Origin of the sequence: Undibacterium sp. KW1, from assembly GCF_009937955.1 — a bacterium.
Taxonomy (GTDB): domain Bacteria; phylum Pseudomonadota; class Gammaproteobacteria; order Burkholderiales; family Burkholderiaceae_D; genus Undibacterium.
Map to the genome: position 1 here is coordinate 3,918,542 of NZ_AP018439.1, position 18,114 is coordinate 3,936,655.

An 18,114-nucleotide genomic window follows, 5' to 3' on the forward strand; every position below is an offset into this window, starting at 1 on the left:
CGATGCAGAGAAGAGCAACAAGCCCTGTCAATCTCCACCTTCACGCTGCTGTTTTTCGGCTGCCTCAATGGCACTGATCCAGTTATGCCGCGCGCGCTGGGCATTGGTGTAAATACCTTCTATACCCTCACTATCGGCATCCACCAGATGCTGGCGCAAGATGGACAGGCGGGCGGTATAGGAATCCAATTCCTGCAACATCGCAGCCCGGTTCGCCAGACTGATGTCACGCCACATTTCCGGTGATGACCCAGCGATGCGGGTAAAGTCTCGAAAACCACTGGCAGCATACTGGAACAAGGTATCTGCATGCGGCTTGCGGGCGATATCATCGACCAAGGCATAAGCCAGCAAATGCGGCAAATGGCTGACTGCAGCAAATACAGCATCATGCGCAGCAGGCTCCAGATGATGGATGATGGCACCGCATTGCTGCCATGTCCAGGCCACCCTCGCCACGTCAGCATCGGTATTTTCTGGCAGGCGGGTGATGACGGCTTTTTTGCCAATATACAAATCCACCAGTGCTGCCTCAGGCCCGTTCAATTCACGTCCGGCAATTGGATGCGCAGGTACAAATTGCGCAATCTTTTCACCCAGGCTGGCGCGTGCGGCTGCCACCACATCGGCCTTGGTACTGCCCGCATCCGTGACTATCGTACCCGGCTGCAGGTGCGGATAAATCGCCTTCAATATCGCGCCGGTTTGTGCCACTGGCGCGGCTATCAGTACCAGGTCGCAGTTGCGCAGTGCCTGTTCGGCATTCAAGGCTATTTCATCGATGATGCCCAATTGCTGCGCTTTTTCCAGTGAAGCCTGGCTGCGCCCTACCCCGGCTATCTGCTCAACTGCCCCTGCCTTTTTCAAAGCCAGGGCAAATGAACCTCCAATCAAACCTACGCCAAAAATCGCTATGCGTTGAAAAGCTTTTTGCATCAGGCACTCACACTGTACAAGGGTAAGAACCCAGCACCTTGAAGAAGGCCGCTTTATCATTCAACTCGGCCATGGCGGCTGCCACCTTGGCGTCCATGACATGGCCTTCTACATCGACATAGAAATAATATTCCCAATTGCCGGTACGTGCGGGACGCGACTCAAAACGCGTCATCGAGACACCATGCTTTTCCAGCGGAGCCAGCAGGTTATAGACAGCACCCGCCTTGTTCGGTGTCGCCAGCACGATGGAAGTCTGGTCCTTGCCACTAGGCGTGGTATGCAGGCGACCAATGACGGCAAAACGAGTACGGTTATGCGGATCATCCTGGATGTGGGCAGAGACGATGCCCAGATTGTACTGGTGACCTGCGATTTCACTGGCGATCGCTGCCACGGTGTAATCACCACTGGCCATGCGTGCTGCTTCTGCATTCGATGCCACCGCATGTCTTTCCACATGCGGGAAATGCTGGTTCAGCCAGGCCTGGCACTGCGCCAAAGCTTGCGAGTGGGCACAGATGCGGCTGACGCCTTCCATATTGCCAGACTTGCTCATCAGGCTATGTTGTACAGGTATCGCCAGCTCGCCACTGATGGCCAGGCTGGTTTGCAAGAGCAAATCTAGGGTACGGTTGATCGCGCCTTCGGATGAATTCTCGATAGGCACGACACCAAAGTCCGCCGTGCCTGCTTCTGTCGCACGAAAAACTTCATCAATAGATACGCAAGGCAGGGGCTGGATGGCATGACCAAACTGTTTATAGACAGCCTGCTCGCTGAAGGTGCCGACAGGGCCAAGGAAAGCCACGACCACGCGGCGCTCCAGCGCACGGCAGGCTGACATGATTTCGCGGAAGATCAGTTGTATATCATCGCTAAGCAAGGGGCCGGGATTGCGCTCCGCCACGCCGCGCAAGACTTGCGCTTCACGCTCAGGACGAAACACTGGCGCATTGGTTTCTGCCTTGACATGACCAACTTCTTCCGCCACGCGGGCGCGCTGGTTCAGCAAATCCAGGATTTGTGCATCGATGGCATCAATCTTGATGCGCAGGGGAGTAATTTATTGTCGCTCATAATGACCTAAAAACCGTGTTTGATAGGGTGTGGGCAGGCAGCAATACTGTAGCGCAAGGCTGTCATGCCGGATATGCTTTTTTCGCCAGACTTTTGACCTGGTTCATCAGCGCCACGGTTTCCAGGTGATGGTGAGTACCATGCTCAGAAAGGGCTGATGATGAAAATAATGTTATTGGCGTCTGTCTATAGAGTAAACAAAACAGACGCTGTATATCTTAAATGCTGTCTTTAAGCTCAGGTTTTATGAATTTCTTTTGGCGAAATCCTGCATAAAACTGACCAGAGCCTGTACGCCTTCTATAGGCATGGCGTTATAAATCGAGGCACGCATGCCGCCTACTGATTTATGGCCTTTCAATTGCAACAGGCCATTCGCCTTGGCTTCTGCCAGGAATGCCGCATTCAGGTTTTCATCTTTCAGGTAAAAAGGCACATTCATACGTGAACGGCTGCCTTTTTCTACTCTGTTCTCATAAAAATCTGTGGAGTCCAGATACTCATACAGCAGGCTGGATTTGGCAATATTCTTTTGCTCCATCGCCGCCACACCGCCCTGCTGCTTCAGCCATTTGAAGACCAGACCAGCGATGTAAATTGCATAGGTTGGCGGGGTGTTATACATAGAATCATTGTCAGCAACGATTTTCCAGTCAAAAGCCGATGGGCAGATGGGCAAGGCATGGCCGAGCAAATCCTCACGCACAATGACGATGGTCAGACCTGCAGGGCCGATATTCTTTTGCGCGCCACCAAAGATGACGCCGTATTTGGAGACATCAATCACGCGTGACAGAATGTGCGAAGACATGTCGGCAACGATGGGCGCATCACCAGTTTCAGCGGCGATATCAGGAGCAAAATTGTATTCGATACCGTCTATGGTTTCATTGGTGCACAGATGCACATAGGCTGCACCTGGCGTCAATTTCCAGCTATCGCGTGGTGGCATGGTAGTAAACCCGCTGGCCTCGCCAGAAGCAGCGACATTCACATTGCCGTATTTTTTTGCTTCCTTGATGGACTTGCCAGTCCAGGAGCCAGTGTGGATGAAATCAGCCGTTGCCGGCTGCGGCTTGCGCCCCATCAGATTCATGGGAACGATAGCATTTTCACCCAGGCCACCACCTTGCAGGAACAGGATTTTATAATTGTCCGGCACCGCCAGCAGCTCGCGCAAATCACTTTGTGCAGCAGCGATAATGGACATGAATTCCGGCCCACGGTGGCTCATTTCCATGACGGACATGCCACTGCCATGCCAGTCCAGCATTTCGGCAGCGGCTTGCTGCAACACCTCTTTCGGCAATACTGCCGGGCCCGCAGAGAAATTGTAGATCGTCGTCATGATGGCTTACTCCGCTGCGTCGGCTTCTGGTGCGCTGCCTTCTGCTTCACCAGCACCGTTATCGCCTGTATCTACATCGGCATCTGTTTCCACAATGCGTTGCAAGCCAGACAATTTGGTACCGTCTTCAACCGCAATCAGGGTCACGCCCTGAGTTGCACGGCCCATTTCACGGATTTCGGAAACACGGGTACGTATCAGGATGCCACCGGTAGTGATCAACATGATTTCATCCGTTGTCTCAACCAGTGTTGCAGCCACAACCTTGCCGTTACGCTCGGAAGTCTGGATCGCGATCATGCCCTTGGTACCACGGCCATGACGGGTGTATTCAGTGATAGGTGTACGTTTCCCAAAGCCGTTTTCAGTCGCAGTCAACACAGATTGCTGTTCATTTTCAGCCACCAGCAAGGCAATAACCTGCTGGCCTTCATCCAGGTTCATGCCGCGTACACCACGGGCTGTGCGGCCCATAGGACGCACATCGTTTTCATCAAAGCGTACTGCTTTGCCGGAATCAGAGAACAGCATGACATCATGCTTGCCATCGGTCAGTGCCGCGCCGATAAGGAAATCGCCCTCGTCCAGATCAACCGCAATAATGCCGGCCTTACGTGGATTGCTGAAATCAGTCAAAGGTGTTTTCTTGACCGTGCCCAGGCTGGTGGACATGAAGACATAATGGTCTTCAGGGAAAGTACGGTTATCGCCAGACAAAGGCAGGATGACGGTGATTTTTTCACCGTCCTGCAATGGGAACATGTTGACGATAGGCTTGCCGCGTGAAGTACGCGAGCCTTGTGGCACTTCCCAGACCTTCAGCCAGTACATGCGGCCACGGTTACTGAAGCACAGGATGTAATCATGGGTATTAGCCACGAAGAGTTGCTCGATCCAGTCATCATCCTTGGTCGCTGTCGCCTGCTTGCCACGGCCACCGCGTTTTTGCGCGCGGTATTCAGACAAAGGTTGCGACTTCATATAACCAGTGTGCGACAGGGTCACGACCATGTCTTGCGGCGTGATCAGGTCTTCTGTGCCCAGGTCTGTGGCGTTATGGGTGATTTCTGAACGGCGTACGTCTTTATTGCCTTCGCCGTATTCATTGCGGGCCAGGGTCAGTTCATCAGTGATGATGACGGTGACGCGTTCTGGCTTGGACAAGATGTCCAGCAAATCGGCAATCTCGGCCATGACGTCTTTGTATTCATTGACGATCTTGTCTTGTTCCAGACCAGTCAGGCGTTGCAAACGCATTTGCAGGATTTCTTGCGCCTGGTCGTCAGACAATTTATACAGACCATCTGGCTGTATGCCGTAGTGTTTAGGCAAATTCTCAGGGCGGAAAGAATCAATACCACCAGAATTGTCAGCAGCAGTACGCACCAGCATCTCACGCACCATGGAACTATCCCAGGCGCGTGTCATCAATTCCTGTTTCGCGATCGGTGGCGTAGGCGCTGCGCGGATGATGGCGATAAAGTCATCGATATTCGCCAGCGCAACAGCCAGGCCTTCCAGCACATGGCCACGCTCACGTGCCTTGCGCAGTTCAAACAGGGTGCGGCGCGTCACTACTTCACGACGATGCGACAAGAAGCAGGACAGCATTTCCTTCAAGTTCAGCAATTTAGGCTGACCATTCACCAGCGCCACCATGTTCATGCCGAAAGTATCTTGCAACTGCGTCTGCTTGTACAGATTATTCAGTACTACATCAGGTACTTCGCCACGCTTGAGCTCGATAACCACGCGCATGCCCGATTTATCGGATTCATCGCGGATATCAGAAATACCATCGAGCTTTTTGTCGCGTACCAGTTCAGCGATACGTTCCAGCAGGGATTTTTTATTGACCTGGTAAGGCAGCTCATCAACGATCAGCGCAGTACGGCTGTCTTTGCCAAACTCTTCAAAGTGGGTCTTGGCGCGCATGACCACACGGCCACGGCCAGTGCGGTAACCATCGCGCACACCAGACACGCCATAGATAATGCCGCCGGTAGGGAAGTCAGGTGCAGGGATGATCTCGATCAGTTCATCGATCGTGCAATCACTATTGCGCAAGACATGCAGAGCACCATTGATGATCTCGGTAATATTATGTGGCGGGATATTCGTCGCCATACCCACTGCAATACCGGATGCGCCATTGATCAGCAGATTCGGGATACGGGTAGGCAGAACCGAAGGCTCTTTCTCTTTGCCGTCATAGTTGGGAACGAAATCGACTGTTTCTTTTTCGATATCGGCCAGAATTTCATTGGCGATCTTGTCCAGGCGGCACTCGGTATAACGCATCGCCGCAGCATTGTCGCCATCGATGGAACCAAAGTTACCCTGACCATCGACCAGGGTATAACGCAGGGAAAAGTCTTGCGCCATACGCACCAGCGTGTCGTAAATGGAGGCATCGCCATGGGGATGGTACTTACCCATGACTTCACCCACCACACGCGCACATTTAACGAAGGGGCGGTTATAGACATTGTTCATTTCGTGCATCGCGAACAATACGCGACGATGCACAGGCTTTAAGCCATCACGCACATCCGGCAAAGCGCGACCTACGATAACGCTCATCGCGTAATCGAGATAGCTTTTGCGCATTTCTTCTTCAAGGGAAATCGGGAGTGTTTCTTTTGCGAATTGATCCATTGGCGGCCGGCGAATTAGAGCTTGGTTAATTAATAACGTCTTTAATAACGTCCTTAATTGAAATCCAATAAGTGAAATCCAATAAGATTTTATTAAGACTGTTAAAGACTGACGTTTAACTCTTGATTCTAACATGCCTCCTACGTTGAATTCCATTTATAGCAATTAAGTCAGGCAAACACTGGCAATAGGCAGCAAAATAGCCAACTGACAGCGTGCAACACTGTCATTCAAATGACAGCCGGGGTGCAAATTTATATGATTTAATCAAAAGCATAATAAAAACACCTGACAAATAATTCCCCACGGAGACAACCATGTTAAAAAATTTGACAGCACTTTGTGTGCTCGCAGCATTCGCCCTGCCCGTCTCAACAGCACTGGCCCAAACCGCTGCTGCACCAGCATCTGCGGCACAAACTGGTGAAGCCCCTGTATCTGCCGCAGTTACTCCACCCGCCCCAGCCCCGGCTGCTGCACCAAAACGCTGCGACTTTGCCCTCACCCTGCAAAGCGATGAAATTTTTGAGCACAAAAAATCCGTACAATTATCTGTATTGAATGACAAGGGTAAAGAGCGCATAGACAATGAAGTCATAGCCAAGCTGGCCAACTGCGCCAAAGTTGATCTCATCGTCGTCAGTGGCCACACCGACCTGTCAGCCAGCCATGCACAAGCCCAGAAATTATCTGAAAAGAATGCCGATGCCGTGGTCGCTTACTTAGCTAGCAAGGGCCTGAGTGCCCCTATGGACACCATGGGCATGGGTAAAACCCAACAAATCAAGGCTTGCGATGACAAGTTACCTAAAGCAAAACTGGCAGAATGCCTTGCACCAAACAGGCGCATCGTCGTCGAAGGACGCGGTCTCGCCAAATAATTTCAGTGTAAAAACCCGTCGTTTTTCTGGTTAAAAACAAAACACTTCTGCTCCGGAACTGGTATTAGCTTGCCAAAGCATACATTTCGTTGTCAAAATACGACATATTTAACTAACTGTAACTTTGTCGATTTAACAATTTTCGTCTTTATATTGATGATTATGGCAAAATAGAACGAATGCTTATTTATGGCTGACATGATGTTTGACGAAATAGTAATGTCATCATCGCCGTGGTACTATCTGGTTTTATGCAGTAATTTGCGCAGTTCATCTGCGGTAATAATCTCACCCGAGAGGAGAAATATGAAAAATTTAGTCAAGCTCGTTATCGCAGCGTCCGCAGTAGCATCCTTTTCTGCTTCCGCACAGCAAGACATTATGGCTAACAAGCCACACAGCGCCTATGTACAAGACGGTCGCGGTGTAATTGCACGTGACCCATTTGGTCTGTGCTGGCGTACTGGCTACTGGACACCTGCTGACGCAGTTCCAGGTTGCGATGCACCCTTGGTACAACCAGCTCCGGCTACAGCACCAGCAGCACCAGCAGTTGTTGCACCAGTTGTGCCACCAAAACCACCAGTTCCACCTGCACCTACTTCTGAAAAAGTAACGTTTGCAGCTGACGCATTCTTTGACTTTGACAAAGCAGTTCTGAAACCAGAAGCTAAAGTCAAACTCGACGACATGGCATCCAAACTGAAAGCAATCAACCTGGAAGTCGTTATCGCTGTTGGTCACACTGACTCTGTAGGCTCTGACGAATACAATCAAAAATTGTCTATCCGTCGCGCTGAAGCTGTCAAAGCTTACCTGGTAAGCAAAGGCATCGAAGCCAACCGTGTTTACACTGAAGGTAAAGGCAAAAAACAACCAGTAGCTGACAACAAAACAGCTGATGGTCGCGCCAAAAACCGTCGCGTTGAAATCGAAGTTGTTGGTACACGCAACGTCAAGTAATTCAGTACTTGAAGCCTGGCTTCTAAAAACCCGCTTCGGCGGGTTTTTTTATTTGCGGCTTATGCTATTCATTTCGGCTTAAGACCTAAATCACTCCCAGAGTATTTCCATACTATGTTTATTTTCCGCCAATGCGGTACAGCCCTGAATCGCCTACAATAGCGGTTTCGCAGCTCATGCCCCGACCCGGCACTTCAAACCACATCATGTCCACCTTGAACGCTGATCCCGCAGAAATCCAGAAATTTAGTGAACTTGCCCATCGCTGGTGGGACCCCAGCTCAGAATTCAAACCACTGCATGAAATTAACCCCCTGCGCCTGGAATGGATCAACCAGCGTGTGCCGCTGGCAGGCAAACAGGTGATCGACGTCGGTTGCGGCGGCGGCATCCTGGCCGAATCCATGGCACAAAAAGGGGCGACCGTTACCGGCATAGACCTGTCTGACAAGGCCCTCAAGGTCGCCGACCTGCATGGCCTCGAATCCGGCGTTAACGTGCGCTATAAAAAAATCGCCGCCGAAGATATGGCAGAAGCAGAGGCTGGCCAGTTTGATGTTGTCACCTGCATGGAAATGCTGGAACACGTACCCGACCCAGCATCCATCATCAAGGCCTGTGCGAAAATGGTCAAACCAGGCGGACATGTTTTCTTCTCCACTCTGAACCGCAATGCCAAGGCCTACCTGTTTGCCGTTATCGGTGCAGAATACCTGCTGCAAATGCTGCCCAAGGGCACGCATGATTACGCCAAGTTCATCACCCCGGCAGAACTCTCGCAAGACATACGCAATGCAGGCCTGGAATTACATGCGATGAAGGGCTTGAGTTATAACCCCCTGACCCAAATCTACTCGCTGAATGCTGATACCAGTGTCAACTACATGGTTGCCTGTACACGTCCGCTGTAAACTTAACAAACGCCTTCATGCAGTATGAAGGCATGCTTTTGAATTGACCATGCGAACTCCACAAGCAATCCTGTTTGACCTCGACGGCACCCTCGCAGACACCGCCCCCGACCTGGCAGCCGCCGTCAATGTCATGCGAGAAAACCGGCAACTGCCACCCGTTCATTATCAAAGTTTACGCCCCCATGCATCCGCTGGTGCACGTGGTTTGCTGGGCGCGGGTTTTGGCATCAAGCCAGAACATCCTGACTACGAAGCCATGCGCATTGAATTTCTGAACCAGTATGAATCCGCCATTGCCGTGCACAGCAAACTGTTCAAGCAAGTGCCAGACCTCTTGCGCGGTCTTGATGTCATGGGCGTATCCTGGGGCATAGTCACCAACAAGGCCATGCGCTTTACCCGCCCGCTGATCCCGCTGCTCGATTTGCAGGAAGCGCGCTGCGTGATTTCTGGCGACACCACCCCACATGCCAAACCTCACCCTGCCCCCTTGCTGGAAGCCGCAAGGCAACTGGGCATACGCTCAGAAAACTGCTGGTACGTAGGCGACGACCTGCGCGACATACAAGCTGCCGAAGCTGCAGGCATGACCAGCATTGCCGCCGCCTGGGGCTATTGCGGCGCGACCGAGCCCAAGCACTGGAAAGCCGACGCCATCATCGACAGCCCGCTGGAACTGCTGGAACTGGTACGCGCCAAACATTTACAGGCCGTGGGCTCTTGAATACTGCAGGACTAGCCCTAAATGGGGTATACTGATAAAGCTTTGGGGACGACCAGGTTTCGACGGGGGTTGCAAAGCAGCGCAGGGCATACCGAGGCCAGACTACCTCGTAAATACAATCTGAACTATATAACTGCAAACGATAACTCGTACGCATTAGCCGCTTAATACCGGCTAACCTTACACCACTTCGTCCATAGGGTGGGCTGGCAACAGCAGTAAGGACATTCATATGGAATCGTCTTGAGCCGGGTTACTTGACTCTCGATTAAATAATAGGTAACTCGTCCTGCCGCAGCGTGTGCGTCCGCGTCGTCAGGATTAAATCAAATGGCAGCACTAAGTATGTAGAACTGTCTGTAGAGTGCTTTCGGACGCGGGTTCGATTCCCGCCGTCTCCACCAAAAATACAAAACCACCCAGTTTCATCGGGTGGTTTTTTATTTTTGTTGATTTTGTGGGTATGCCAACCCGCGGGACGCGGGGCGAGTGGGGAATTCGAGCTGCATGCAGCGAGCCCACGAGCGACATATCGCTTGCAAGCGATATGGCTGGCCAGGATGACCGATTCCCGCCATCTCCACCAAAACAGAGAAGCCATCCAATTTATTGGGTGGCTTTTCTATTTTGATGATCTGCGTGAATTGAACCTGCGGGACGCGGGGATGAGTGCGGACAGACAACAGCACCTGCGTGCTGTTGTCTGCCTCACGAATCTGAGCAGCTTGCAAGCTGCGAAGTGGAGAACAGGGGTTTCGAGCCCCATGCGGCGAGCCCACGAACGACATGGCGCTGCTTCAACTCCCATCAACCGCGCCAGTCCAGCATTAGGCTCTGCTGACGCCTCATGCATGGCATTAAATTGGCGAAACTTTTCATCATCAAGTTTAAAGTAAATCTGGTCCAGCAAAACTTCCCGAGTATGCTCACAAGCAACTTCAACAATAAAGTCTGTTCGACTCTTACCCAATGCATTTGCGGCGCGATCAATTAAGGCCATTTGTTCTGGCAAGATACGGATTTTAATTGTGCCAGCACACACGGCAACCTCATTTTGTTGACAGTAGATAGGAAGAGGCTAGCGCTTGGAGTCGCATTTGCCAACATAAAAGACAATGCAGCATATTGCAAGCCCCAGCAACCGGATGTTAGCCTTCTTACTGCAATTTACTATTGCTGAAATAATTTTCACAAGAGAAATAAATGGCACCAAAGAAATCAAAAACGTCCTGGAAAGACGTCAAAGTCAAGCTAACTGACCTGAGCGATACAGAGCTTATCAAGTTGATACATGATCTATATGTCAGCGACAAAAACAATCAGCACATTCTGCATGCCAGATTCGATCTGGGTGACGATGTGTTGGGTCCGTATAAAGCCACTATCCATCGCTGGCTTTGGCCTGATTTTGGTCAGGACACTTCAGTGGGCAGGGCAAAAAAAGCGATAGCCGACTATAAAAACGCAGGTGGCCAATCTAATGGTTTGGCCGAACTGATGGTTTTTTATTGCGAACAAGCTACTGGTTTCATCGATAGCATAGCTTTGGAAGATGAAACGTATTTTGATGCATTGATAGTAATGTTTGAAAATGCCCTGGATACAATCTCCACCCTTCCGCTCAAAAAAGCACAGTCATATAGTGATCGGCTAGAAAATGTAAGGCACCTTTGTCATCGATTTGGTTATGGTGTAGGCGATGAAATGGATGAACTACTCGCCAACTATGGGGCCAGAAGTTGAACCCTCCTTGCAATGGAAGCCTGTTCCCTGCGCGATAATAACCAAGCATAGGTATCATATTGATACGCCATTATTAAATATGCATGACAACCCCCATCTTTATACAGTAGGATTATCGTCTGTCCATATACCAATTTGAATAGCGAGCAAGCCTGCATGTCCCTGGACTTTTCTACTCTGTCCGCCCTGCGTACTCATCATCCCGCCTGGCGCTTACTATGTTCTGACCATGCGCCCTTGATTGCCAGTTTTTTGCATCGCATCTTTGTCGCGCCCAATGTAAGGGTTGTGAGTGCCGATGATCTGGCTGAGATGCTGGAAGATGAGTTGTTTGCCCTGCGTGAGCGTTTGGGTGAAAACGAATTCCCCAAGCGCGCACAAGAGTATTTGAATGACTGGGCAAGCCCGGATAAAGCCTGGTTGCGCAAATTTTATCAACAGGGCTCTGACGAGGCGCAGTTTGACCTGACACCAGCAACGGAAAAAGCCATCAACTGGCTCAGCAGCCTGACTGAGCGCAGCTTTGTCGGTACCGAGTCACGCTTGCTGACCTTGTTTGACTTACTTAAACAAATGAGTGAAGGTAGCGAAGTTGACCCGGCAAAGCGCATCGCCGAGTTGCAAAAGAAACGTGAAGACATTGATGCAGAGATTAGCCGGGTCTTGAGTGGTGATCTTGGCCTGCTGGATGATACGGGTATCAAAGACCGCTTCCAGCAATTCATGCAGATTTCACGTGATCTTTTAACTGATTTTCGTGAGGTTGAATACAACTTTCGCCAGCTTGACCGCAGGGTGCGAGAGCACATCGCTTTGTGGGAGGGTTCCAAGGGAGCCTTGCTGGAGCAGATCATGGGGGAACGTGATGCGATCAGCGACTCAGATCAGGGCAAGAGTTTTCGCGCATTCTGGGATTTTCTGATGTCCAGCCGCAGGCAGGAGGAACTGACGCAGTTGCTTGATCATGTCCTTGCTTTGACGCCGGTACAGGAACTGGCACCCGGCCCGCGTACCAGACGTGTGCATTATGACTGGCTGGAAGCGGGTGAACATACCCAGCGCACAGTCGCCCAATTATCGCAACAACTAAGGCGCTTTCTGGATGATCAGACCTGGCTGGAAAATCGCCGCATTATGGACATCTTGCGCGGCATAGAATCCAAGTCACTGGCTTTGCGCCAGCAACAACCATCGGGTGAATTTTTCAGCATAGATGAAATGACGGCAGAGATAGAATTGCCGATGGAGCGCCCTTTACACAGCCCCTCTTTCAAGCCAGTCATTGCCGACTTGATCTTGCAGGCTGGCGACGCTGATCTTGATACCAATGCGCTCTACAATTATTTCACTATCGACAAAGCAGAGTTGATGCTACACATACGACATGCATTGCAATTGCAATCCCAGGCGACACTGCAAGAGATCACGACCAAACATCCCTTGAAACATGGTCTGGCTGAGCTCGTCAGTTACCTGCATTTGGGCAATGAGTCTTTCAATACCGTGATCGATGAAGAGCACACAGAAACCATAGGCTGGCACGCAATCACATCCCGTGGCGAGCAAGTACAAAAACAGGCTACCCTGCCACGCGTTATTTTTGTGAGGTGAGCATGGATACCACCGCCTCCGTTGTTGGTCACGCTGCAACTAACCTAGCCACGCCTAATCAAGACCATGCATTGTCCCCGCTGCTGATCAATTTGCTCAAGACGGTTCTGTACCGTGAAGATGATGAGCAATTGTGGGGTGCGCTCTTGAAGCTGCAAGCAAGGGTGCGCGACTATGTTAATGTTCTCAATCTTGATCTTGTGCTGGATGAGGCAGAAGGTTATGCCTTTCTCAAAAGCCGCCCTGAACCAGAAGAGCAGGAAGCGAAAACCAGGACCAAGCTACCTCGCCTCGTGGCGCGGCGTCCCTTGTCGTTTCCTGTCAGTCTGCTATTAGCTTTGCTCAGGAAGAGGTTGGCAGAATTTGATGCCAATGGCGGTGACACACGCCTGGTTTTAAGCAAGGAAGACATCGCCGGACTCATGCGTGTGTTTTTACCAGACAGCAGTAACGAAGCCAGACTGGTCGATCAAGTAGAAACCCATATCAACAAAGTGATAGATCTGGGCTTTATACGCAAATTGAAAGCTGGCAGCAGCCCACAAACGTATGAAGTGCGGCGCATACTGAAAGCCTTTGTGGATGCACAATGGCTGGCTGATTTTGATGTCAGGCTGGCCAGCTACCAAGCGCAACTCGCTGGCGAAGAAGATGTATCGGACAAAACTGATGAATGACGTGATGCGAGCTGATACTGAACTGATGGCAGAGGTCGAGCTGTCAGGCTTTCGTCTGCATAGACTGGAAGTACTGAACTGGGGCACCTTTGACAAGAAAGTCTGGACTTTGCATCTGGATGGGAAAAATGGCTTGCTCACTGGCGATATAGGCTCAGGCAAATCCACCCTGGTAGATGCGATCACCACCCTGCTGGTGCCGACACAAAAAGCAGCCTATAACAAGGCTGCAGGTGCAGACAGCCGCGAGAGAAATTTGCGCTCTTACGTACTAGGCTATTTCAAGTCAGAGCGCAATGAGGTCAGTGGTACCGCCAGGCCTGTGTCGCTGCGCAAGGACAATAGCTATTCCGTCATCCTGGCCGTGTTTCGCAATGCCGGTTTTGATCAGACAGTGACGCTGGCACAAATGTTCTGGATGAAAGAGCCACACGGTCAGCCTGCGCGCTTTTTTGTCGGTGCAGAAAAAGAATTATCCATAGCCGCTGACTTTGGCAATTTTGATGCAGATGTCAATAAGTTGCGCAAAAGACTGCGTGCCTCAGGTGCAGATGTAGAAGAGAGCTTCTCTAAATATGCAGCCTGGTTCCGGCGGCGTTTTGGCATAGAGAATGAGCAGGCTATGGAACTGTTTCATCAGACTGTGTCCATGAAGTCGGTTGGCAATCTGACAGACTTTGTACGCACCCACATGCTGGAACCCTTTGATGTAGCCAGCCGTACCGATGCCCTGATCTCTCACTTTGAAGACTTGAACCGCGCCCATGAAGCGGTCTTGAAGGCCAAGCGCCAGACCGATATGCTGACGCCACTGGTCGCCGATTATGAGCTGCACATCGTCAAAGCGGCCGACATTGCGCAACTGAAACAATGCCGCGAAGGCTTGCCCAGCCATTTTGCCAGTTTGAAATTACACTTGCTGACACAGCGCCTGAATCATTTAGGGGAGGAATGGCTGGGGCATAATGCCCAGGTCTTGCAATTGGAGATGCAACGTGAAAAGCAAGGTTTTGAGATAGACGATATCAAGCTCGCCATTGCCAATAATGGTGGCGACCGCCTGAGCAAGCTGGAAGCAGATATCAGGGAAAAAGAAATCCTGCGCGACAATCGCAAGAGCAAGGCTGAGCGTTACGGCCAGCTATTGGCCGACCTGGGTGAGAAACCTGCTGATAATTCACAGGATTTCCATGCGAAAAGCCAGGTCTTGCACACATTGGCTGAGGATTTGCGTGCCGATGAAGGCCGCCTTCAAAACATACACGCAGAACATGGTGTCAGCTTCAGGCAAGCCAAGATTGAGAGGGATGAATTACAGACTGAAATCAACAGCCTGAAACGCCGCCCGAATAATATAGACAGCAAACAAATCAAGATACGTGAACTCTTGTGTAGTGCGCTGGACATCGCAGAAGATGACATGCCCTTTTGCGGTGAGCTGATACAAATCCGCGATAGCGAACAAGAATGGGAAGGTGCAGCAGAGCGGCTCATGCGTGGCTTTGCCTTGTCCATGCTGGTGCCAGAAAAGTATTACCAGCAGGTTGCAGAGTGGGTCAACACAAACCATCTTTACGGGCGTTTCGTGTATTTTCGGGTGCATCAGCAAAGACGTGGCAAACCGGCCAGCCCGCATGCTGATTCACTGGTCAGGAAACTCGCCATCAAGCCGGATTCTGCATTGTATGAATGGCTGGAAGCCGAGCTGTTGCATCGTTTCGATGTCGCCTGTTGCGCAAGCCAGGCGCAGTTCCGTCAGGAAGCCAGGGCAATTACCATGGCTGGTCAGATAAAAGACCCCAGTGGCCGCCACGAGAAAGACGATAGCCACAGCATCAATGACCGCAGCCGCTATGTACTGGGCTGGTCGAATGCACCCAAGATAGCCGCCTTGGAAAAGAAGCGTAGTCAGCTGGAAACTGACATGCATCGTGTCATGACCTTGATGAATGATGCCAAAGCTGCACAGAACGCCGCCAAAGCCAGAATCACTGTGCTCGACAAACTGGAAGAATTCAAAGATTTTGAAGAAATCAATTGGGCCAGCCTGGTTACAGAGATTGCCAATCTTCAGCTTGAAAAACAAAGACTGGAAGCTGCCTCTGATGTACTGCTATCCTTGAACCAGAATTTGCAAAATGCCCGACAGGCGCTGAAGGAGTTGGAAAGCCAGCTCGACAGCTTCAAGGACAAGCGCTCAAAAAATGAAGGCCAGCGGCAACAGGCAGAGAGCCTGCAGACAGCGGCGCTGACGGTGCTGCAAAAGCAGGCTCTGGAAGCCGACATAACACCCCTGCTGGAAAAAATACGCAACCAGGTTTTAGGCAAGCACGCACTCACGGTTGAGTCATGTGATCCACAAGAGCATGAGGTGCGCAGTTTCATTCACAAAAATCTGGAAACAGAAGACGACAAATTGAGAAAGCTGGGTAAAAGAATCAGCGAAGCCATGTTCACTTTCAAGAACGAATTCAAGCTGGAAACCACTGACTTTGATACCCATGTTGATGCCGGATTTGAATACAAGAAACTGCTCGAGCAATTGAACCGGGACGACCTGCCACGCTTTGAAGCACGCTTCAAGGAAATGCTCAACGTCAATACCATTAACGAACTCGCTAATTTCAATGCGCAATTGGCACGGGAACGTGAAACCATCAAAGAGCGTATTGCTCACATCAATGAATCACTGATCCAGATAGACTATAACCCTGAGCGTTACATCATCGTCGAATCACAGATCAGCCCGGATGCTGACATACGTGATTTTCAGTCTGATTTGCGGGCATGTACCGAGGGCACACTCAGTGGTAGCGACGAGGCGCAATATTCAGAAACCAAGTTCCTGCAGGTCAAAGCCATCATAGACCGCTTTCGCGGCCGCGAGGGTTTGTCAGAACAAGATAAACGCTGGACTGGCAAGGTCACCGATGTGCGTAACTGGTTCTTGTTTGCGGCCAGTGAAAGATGGCGTAGCAATGATGCAGAACATGAGCACTATTCCGACTCTGGCGGCAAATCAGGTGGTCAAAAAGAAAAGCTGGCTTACACCATTTTAGCTGCCAGCCTTGCCTATCAATTTGGCCTGGGTTGGGACAAGCAACGTTCGCGCTCTTTCCGCTTTGTGGTAATTGATGAGGCATTTGGACGCGGCTCAGATGAATCTGCGCAATATGGCCTGAATCTGTTTCAGCAATTGAATCTGCAATTACTGATCGTCACGCCTTTGCAAAAGATCCATATTATTGAACCTTATGTATCCAGCGTTGGCTTTGTGCATAACGAAAATGGTCAGGAATCCAAATTGCGTAATTTGTCGATAGAAGAGTATCGCGAACAGAAATTACATGTGCTGGCGGATGTACTCGCATGAATTGGACTGACTCAACTGAATTAAAAGCCCAGTTGCAACGTCTGTGGGAGCGTGGTGATTTATTACGTATGCAACTGGAACCTGAAGCGCACTTCCCGCTACGTTTGAGCTTGAAGGCACCAACCTCCAGCGATATCAGCGACCGCTTTGATGCCGTAAGAAAATGGATAGCAGAACTAGCCTCATTACCACATATACGCTTGGAATGGCGCGAGGTGCGCCACCGCATACATGGTTTGCAACGCCTGCCAGATCAAGTCTGGATAGATAGCCTTGATGCTGCTTTGGCGATAACAAGCAAAAAACGGGAAGCTGCGCGTTTTCAGTTGATGTTTGATGAAACACTAAGCAAGCTCCCGGTCTTGCAGCCATGGTTAAAAAAACGGCCCATGCAGGCACTCGACTTGCATGACCGATGGCCACAATTGCTGGCGATTATCACATGGTTATGCGAACATCCACGCCCTGCAATTTATCTGCGTCAAGTTGATATTACTGGCATGCACAGCAAATTCATTGAGGCAAATCGTGCGGTATTGTCAGAACTACTGGATCTGGCATTACCCCCGGATACTATTGATGAGCGCTACACAGGCATAGGCCAATTTGCGTCGCGTTATGGATTTCTGGACAAGCCACTGCGCTTGCGCTTCAGGGTACTTGACGAGCGTATGCAAATTTTAGCGGGCATCAGCCACCCGGACATCATGCTTGATGCAGACAGTTTTTCCGGTCTTGATTTATCTGGGAAAACTGTCTTCATTACCGAGAATGAAATTAATTTTCTGGCTTTTCCTAAAGTCGCCAATGCGATTGTTATTTTTGGCTCTGGCTATGGCTGGGACGCGCTGACATCCGCTCAATGGCTGAATAGCTGTGCAATTTACTATTGGGGTGATATCGATACGCATGGCTTTGCCATTCTCAACCAGCTGCGCCATCATTTCCAGCATGTCACCTCCTTTTTAATGGACAGGGAGAGCTTGCTGAGACATGAAATACATTGGGGTGAAGAAGCTAATCAGGTCACCCATGCGTTGAATTGCCTCAATGTTGAAGAACAGGCGCTATTCGAAGACTTGCGCGAACATCGCTTGGGAAAGAATCTGAGACTGGAACAAGAACGCATACAATTTGAGTACGTCATGAATGAAGTGTTGCGACTGACGAACACTACAAAGATGCTGAATTCAGATTGAGCATTAT

Annotated in this window: 14 protein-coding genes and 1 other RNA gene; 10 read left to right on the forward strand and 5 right to left on the reverse strand. The window is 50.5% G+C overall.

The annotated features are described in order from the left end of the window. Positions 1 to 27: 27 nt before the first annotated feature. The 4 genes from UNDKW_RS17555 to gyrA all read right to left on the reverse strand — a co-directional run bounded on the left by UNDKW_RS17555 (position 28) and on the right by gyrA (position 6,022). Positions 28 to 936: a prephenate dehydrogenase/arogenate dehydrogenase family protein gene (locus UNDKW_RS17555; protein ID WP_162059729.1), complete on the reverse strand. Its 909-nt coding sequence runs from the start codon at positions 934 to 936 to the stop codon at positions 28 to 30. Between the two features lie 7 nt (positions 937 to 943). Then, positions 944 to 1,951: a prephenate dehydratase gene (gene pheA, locus UNDKW_RS17560; protein WP_232063023.1), complete on the reverse strand. Its 1,008-nt coding sequence runs from the start codon at positions 1,949 to 1,951 to the stop codon at positions 944 to 946. Positions 1,952 to 2,260: 309 nt separating this feature from the next. After that, positions 2,261 to 3,364: a 3-phosphoserine/phosphohydroxythreonine transaminase gene (gene serC, locus UNDKW_RS17565; protein ID WP_162059730.1), complete on the reverse strand. Its 1,104-nt coding sequence runs from the start codon at positions 3,362 to 3,364 to the stop codon at positions 2,261 to 2,263. A gap of 6 nt (positions 3,365 to 3,370) precedes the next feature. Further along, complete coding sequence (gene gyrA / locus UNDKW_RS17570) at positions 3,371 to 6,022, reverse strand: DNA gyrase subunit A (protein WP_162042235.1); 2,652 nt, start codon at positions 6,020 to 6,022, stop codon at positions 3,371 to 3,373. A gap of 317 nt (positions 6,023 to 6,339) precedes the next feature. Between gyrA and UNDKW_RS17575 the strand changes: the two genes are divergently transcribed. The 5 genes from UNDKW_RS17575 to ssrA all read left to right on the forward strand — a co-directional run bounded on the left by UNDKW_RS17575 (position 6,340) and on the right by ssrA (position 9,908). Further along, positions 6,340 to 6,903 (forward strand): OmpA family protein, encoded by a 564-nt coding sequence (locus tag UNDKW_RS17575; protein ID WP_162059731.1) that lies wholly within the window; start codon positions 6,340 to 6,342, stop codon positions 6,901 to 6,903. A gap of 306 nt (positions 6,904 to 7,209) precedes the next feature. After that, positions 7,210 to 7,866 carry an outer membrane protein OmpA gene (gene ompA / locus UNDKW_RS17580; RefSeq protein ID WP_162059732.1) on the forward strand — a complete coding sequence of 219 codons (657 nt, stop codon included), beginning with the start codon at positions 7,210 to 7,212 and terminating at the stop codon, positions 7,864 to 7,866. 206 nt (positions 7,867 to 8,072) lie between these two features. After that, positions 8,073 to 8,777 (forward strand): bifunctional 2-polyprenyl-6-hydroxyphenol methylase/3-demethylubiquinol 3-O-methyltransferase UbiG, encoded by a 705-nt coding sequence (gene ubiG, locus UNDKW_RS17585; protein ID WP_162059733.1) that lies wholly within the window; start codon positions 8,073 to 8,075, stop codon positions 8,775 to 8,777. Positions 8,778 to 8,820: 43 nt separating this feature from the next. Beyond that, positions 8,821 to 9,504 (forward strand): HAD family hydrolase, encoded by a 684-nt coding sequence (locus tag UNDKW_RS17590; RefSeq protein ID WP_162059734.1) that lies wholly within the window; start codon positions 8,821 to 8,823, stop codon positions 9,502 to 9,504. A gap of 44 nt (positions 9,505 to 9,548) precedes the next feature. Beyond that, positions 9,549 to 9,908: a transfer-messenger RNA gene (gene ssrA / locus UNDKW_RS17595) on the forward strand. A gap of 218 nt (positions 9,909 to 10,126) precedes the next feature. Here ssrA and UNDKW_RS17600 read toward each other — a convergent pair. Further along, positions 10,127 to 10,546, reverse strand: coding sequence for a DUF1778 domain-containing protein (locus tag UNDKW_RS17600; RefSeq protein WP_162059735.1), 420 nt, complete (start codon positions 10,544 to 10,546; stop codon positions 10,127 to 10,129). A 161-nt stretch (positions 10,547 to 10,707) separates the two neighbouring features. Here UNDKW_RS17600 and UNDKW_RS17605 point away from each other — a divergent pair, with 161 nt between their 5' ends. From UNDKW_RS17605 to UNDKW_RS17625, 5 genes are all read left to right on the forward strand, one after another. Next, positions 10,708 to 11,247 (forward strand): hypothetical protein, encoded by a 540-nt coding sequence (locus UNDKW_RS17605; protein ID WP_162059736.1) that lies wholly within the window; start codon positions 10,708 to 10,710, stop codon positions 11,245 to 11,247. 156 nt (positions 11,248 to 11,403) lie between these two features. Beyond that, entirely contained in the window at positions 11,404 to 12,858 is a 1,455-nt protein-coding gene (locus UNDKW_RS17610) for a DUF3375 domain-containing protein (protein WP_162059737.1), read from the forward strand. Between the two features lie 2 nt (positions 12,859 to 12,860). Beyond that, positions 12,861 to 13,535 (forward strand): DUF4194 domain-containing protein, encoded by a 675-nt coding sequence (locus tag UNDKW_RS17615; RefSeq protein WP_162059738.1) that lies wholly within the window; start codon positions 12,861 to 12,863, stop codon positions 13,533 to 13,535. Positions 13,536 to 13,539: 4 nt separating this feature from the next. Further along, positions 13,540 to 16,908 carry an ATP-binding protein gene (locus UNDKW_RS17620; RefSeq protein ID WP_232063024.1) on the forward strand — a complete coding sequence of 1,123 codons (3,369 nt, stop codon included), beginning with the start codon at positions 13,540 to 13,542 and terminating at the stop codon, positions 16,906 to 16,908. Then, complete coding sequence (locus tag UNDKW_RS17625; protein ID WP_162059740.1) at positions 16,905 to 18,107, forward strand: Wadjet anti-phage system protein JetD domain-containing protein; 1,203 nt, start codon at positions 16,905 to 16,907, stop codon at positions 18,105 to 18,107. Before UNDKW_RS17620 ends, UNDKW_RS17625 begins: the two co-directional genes overlap by 4 nt. Positions 18,108 to 18,114 lie beyond the last annotated feature (7 nt).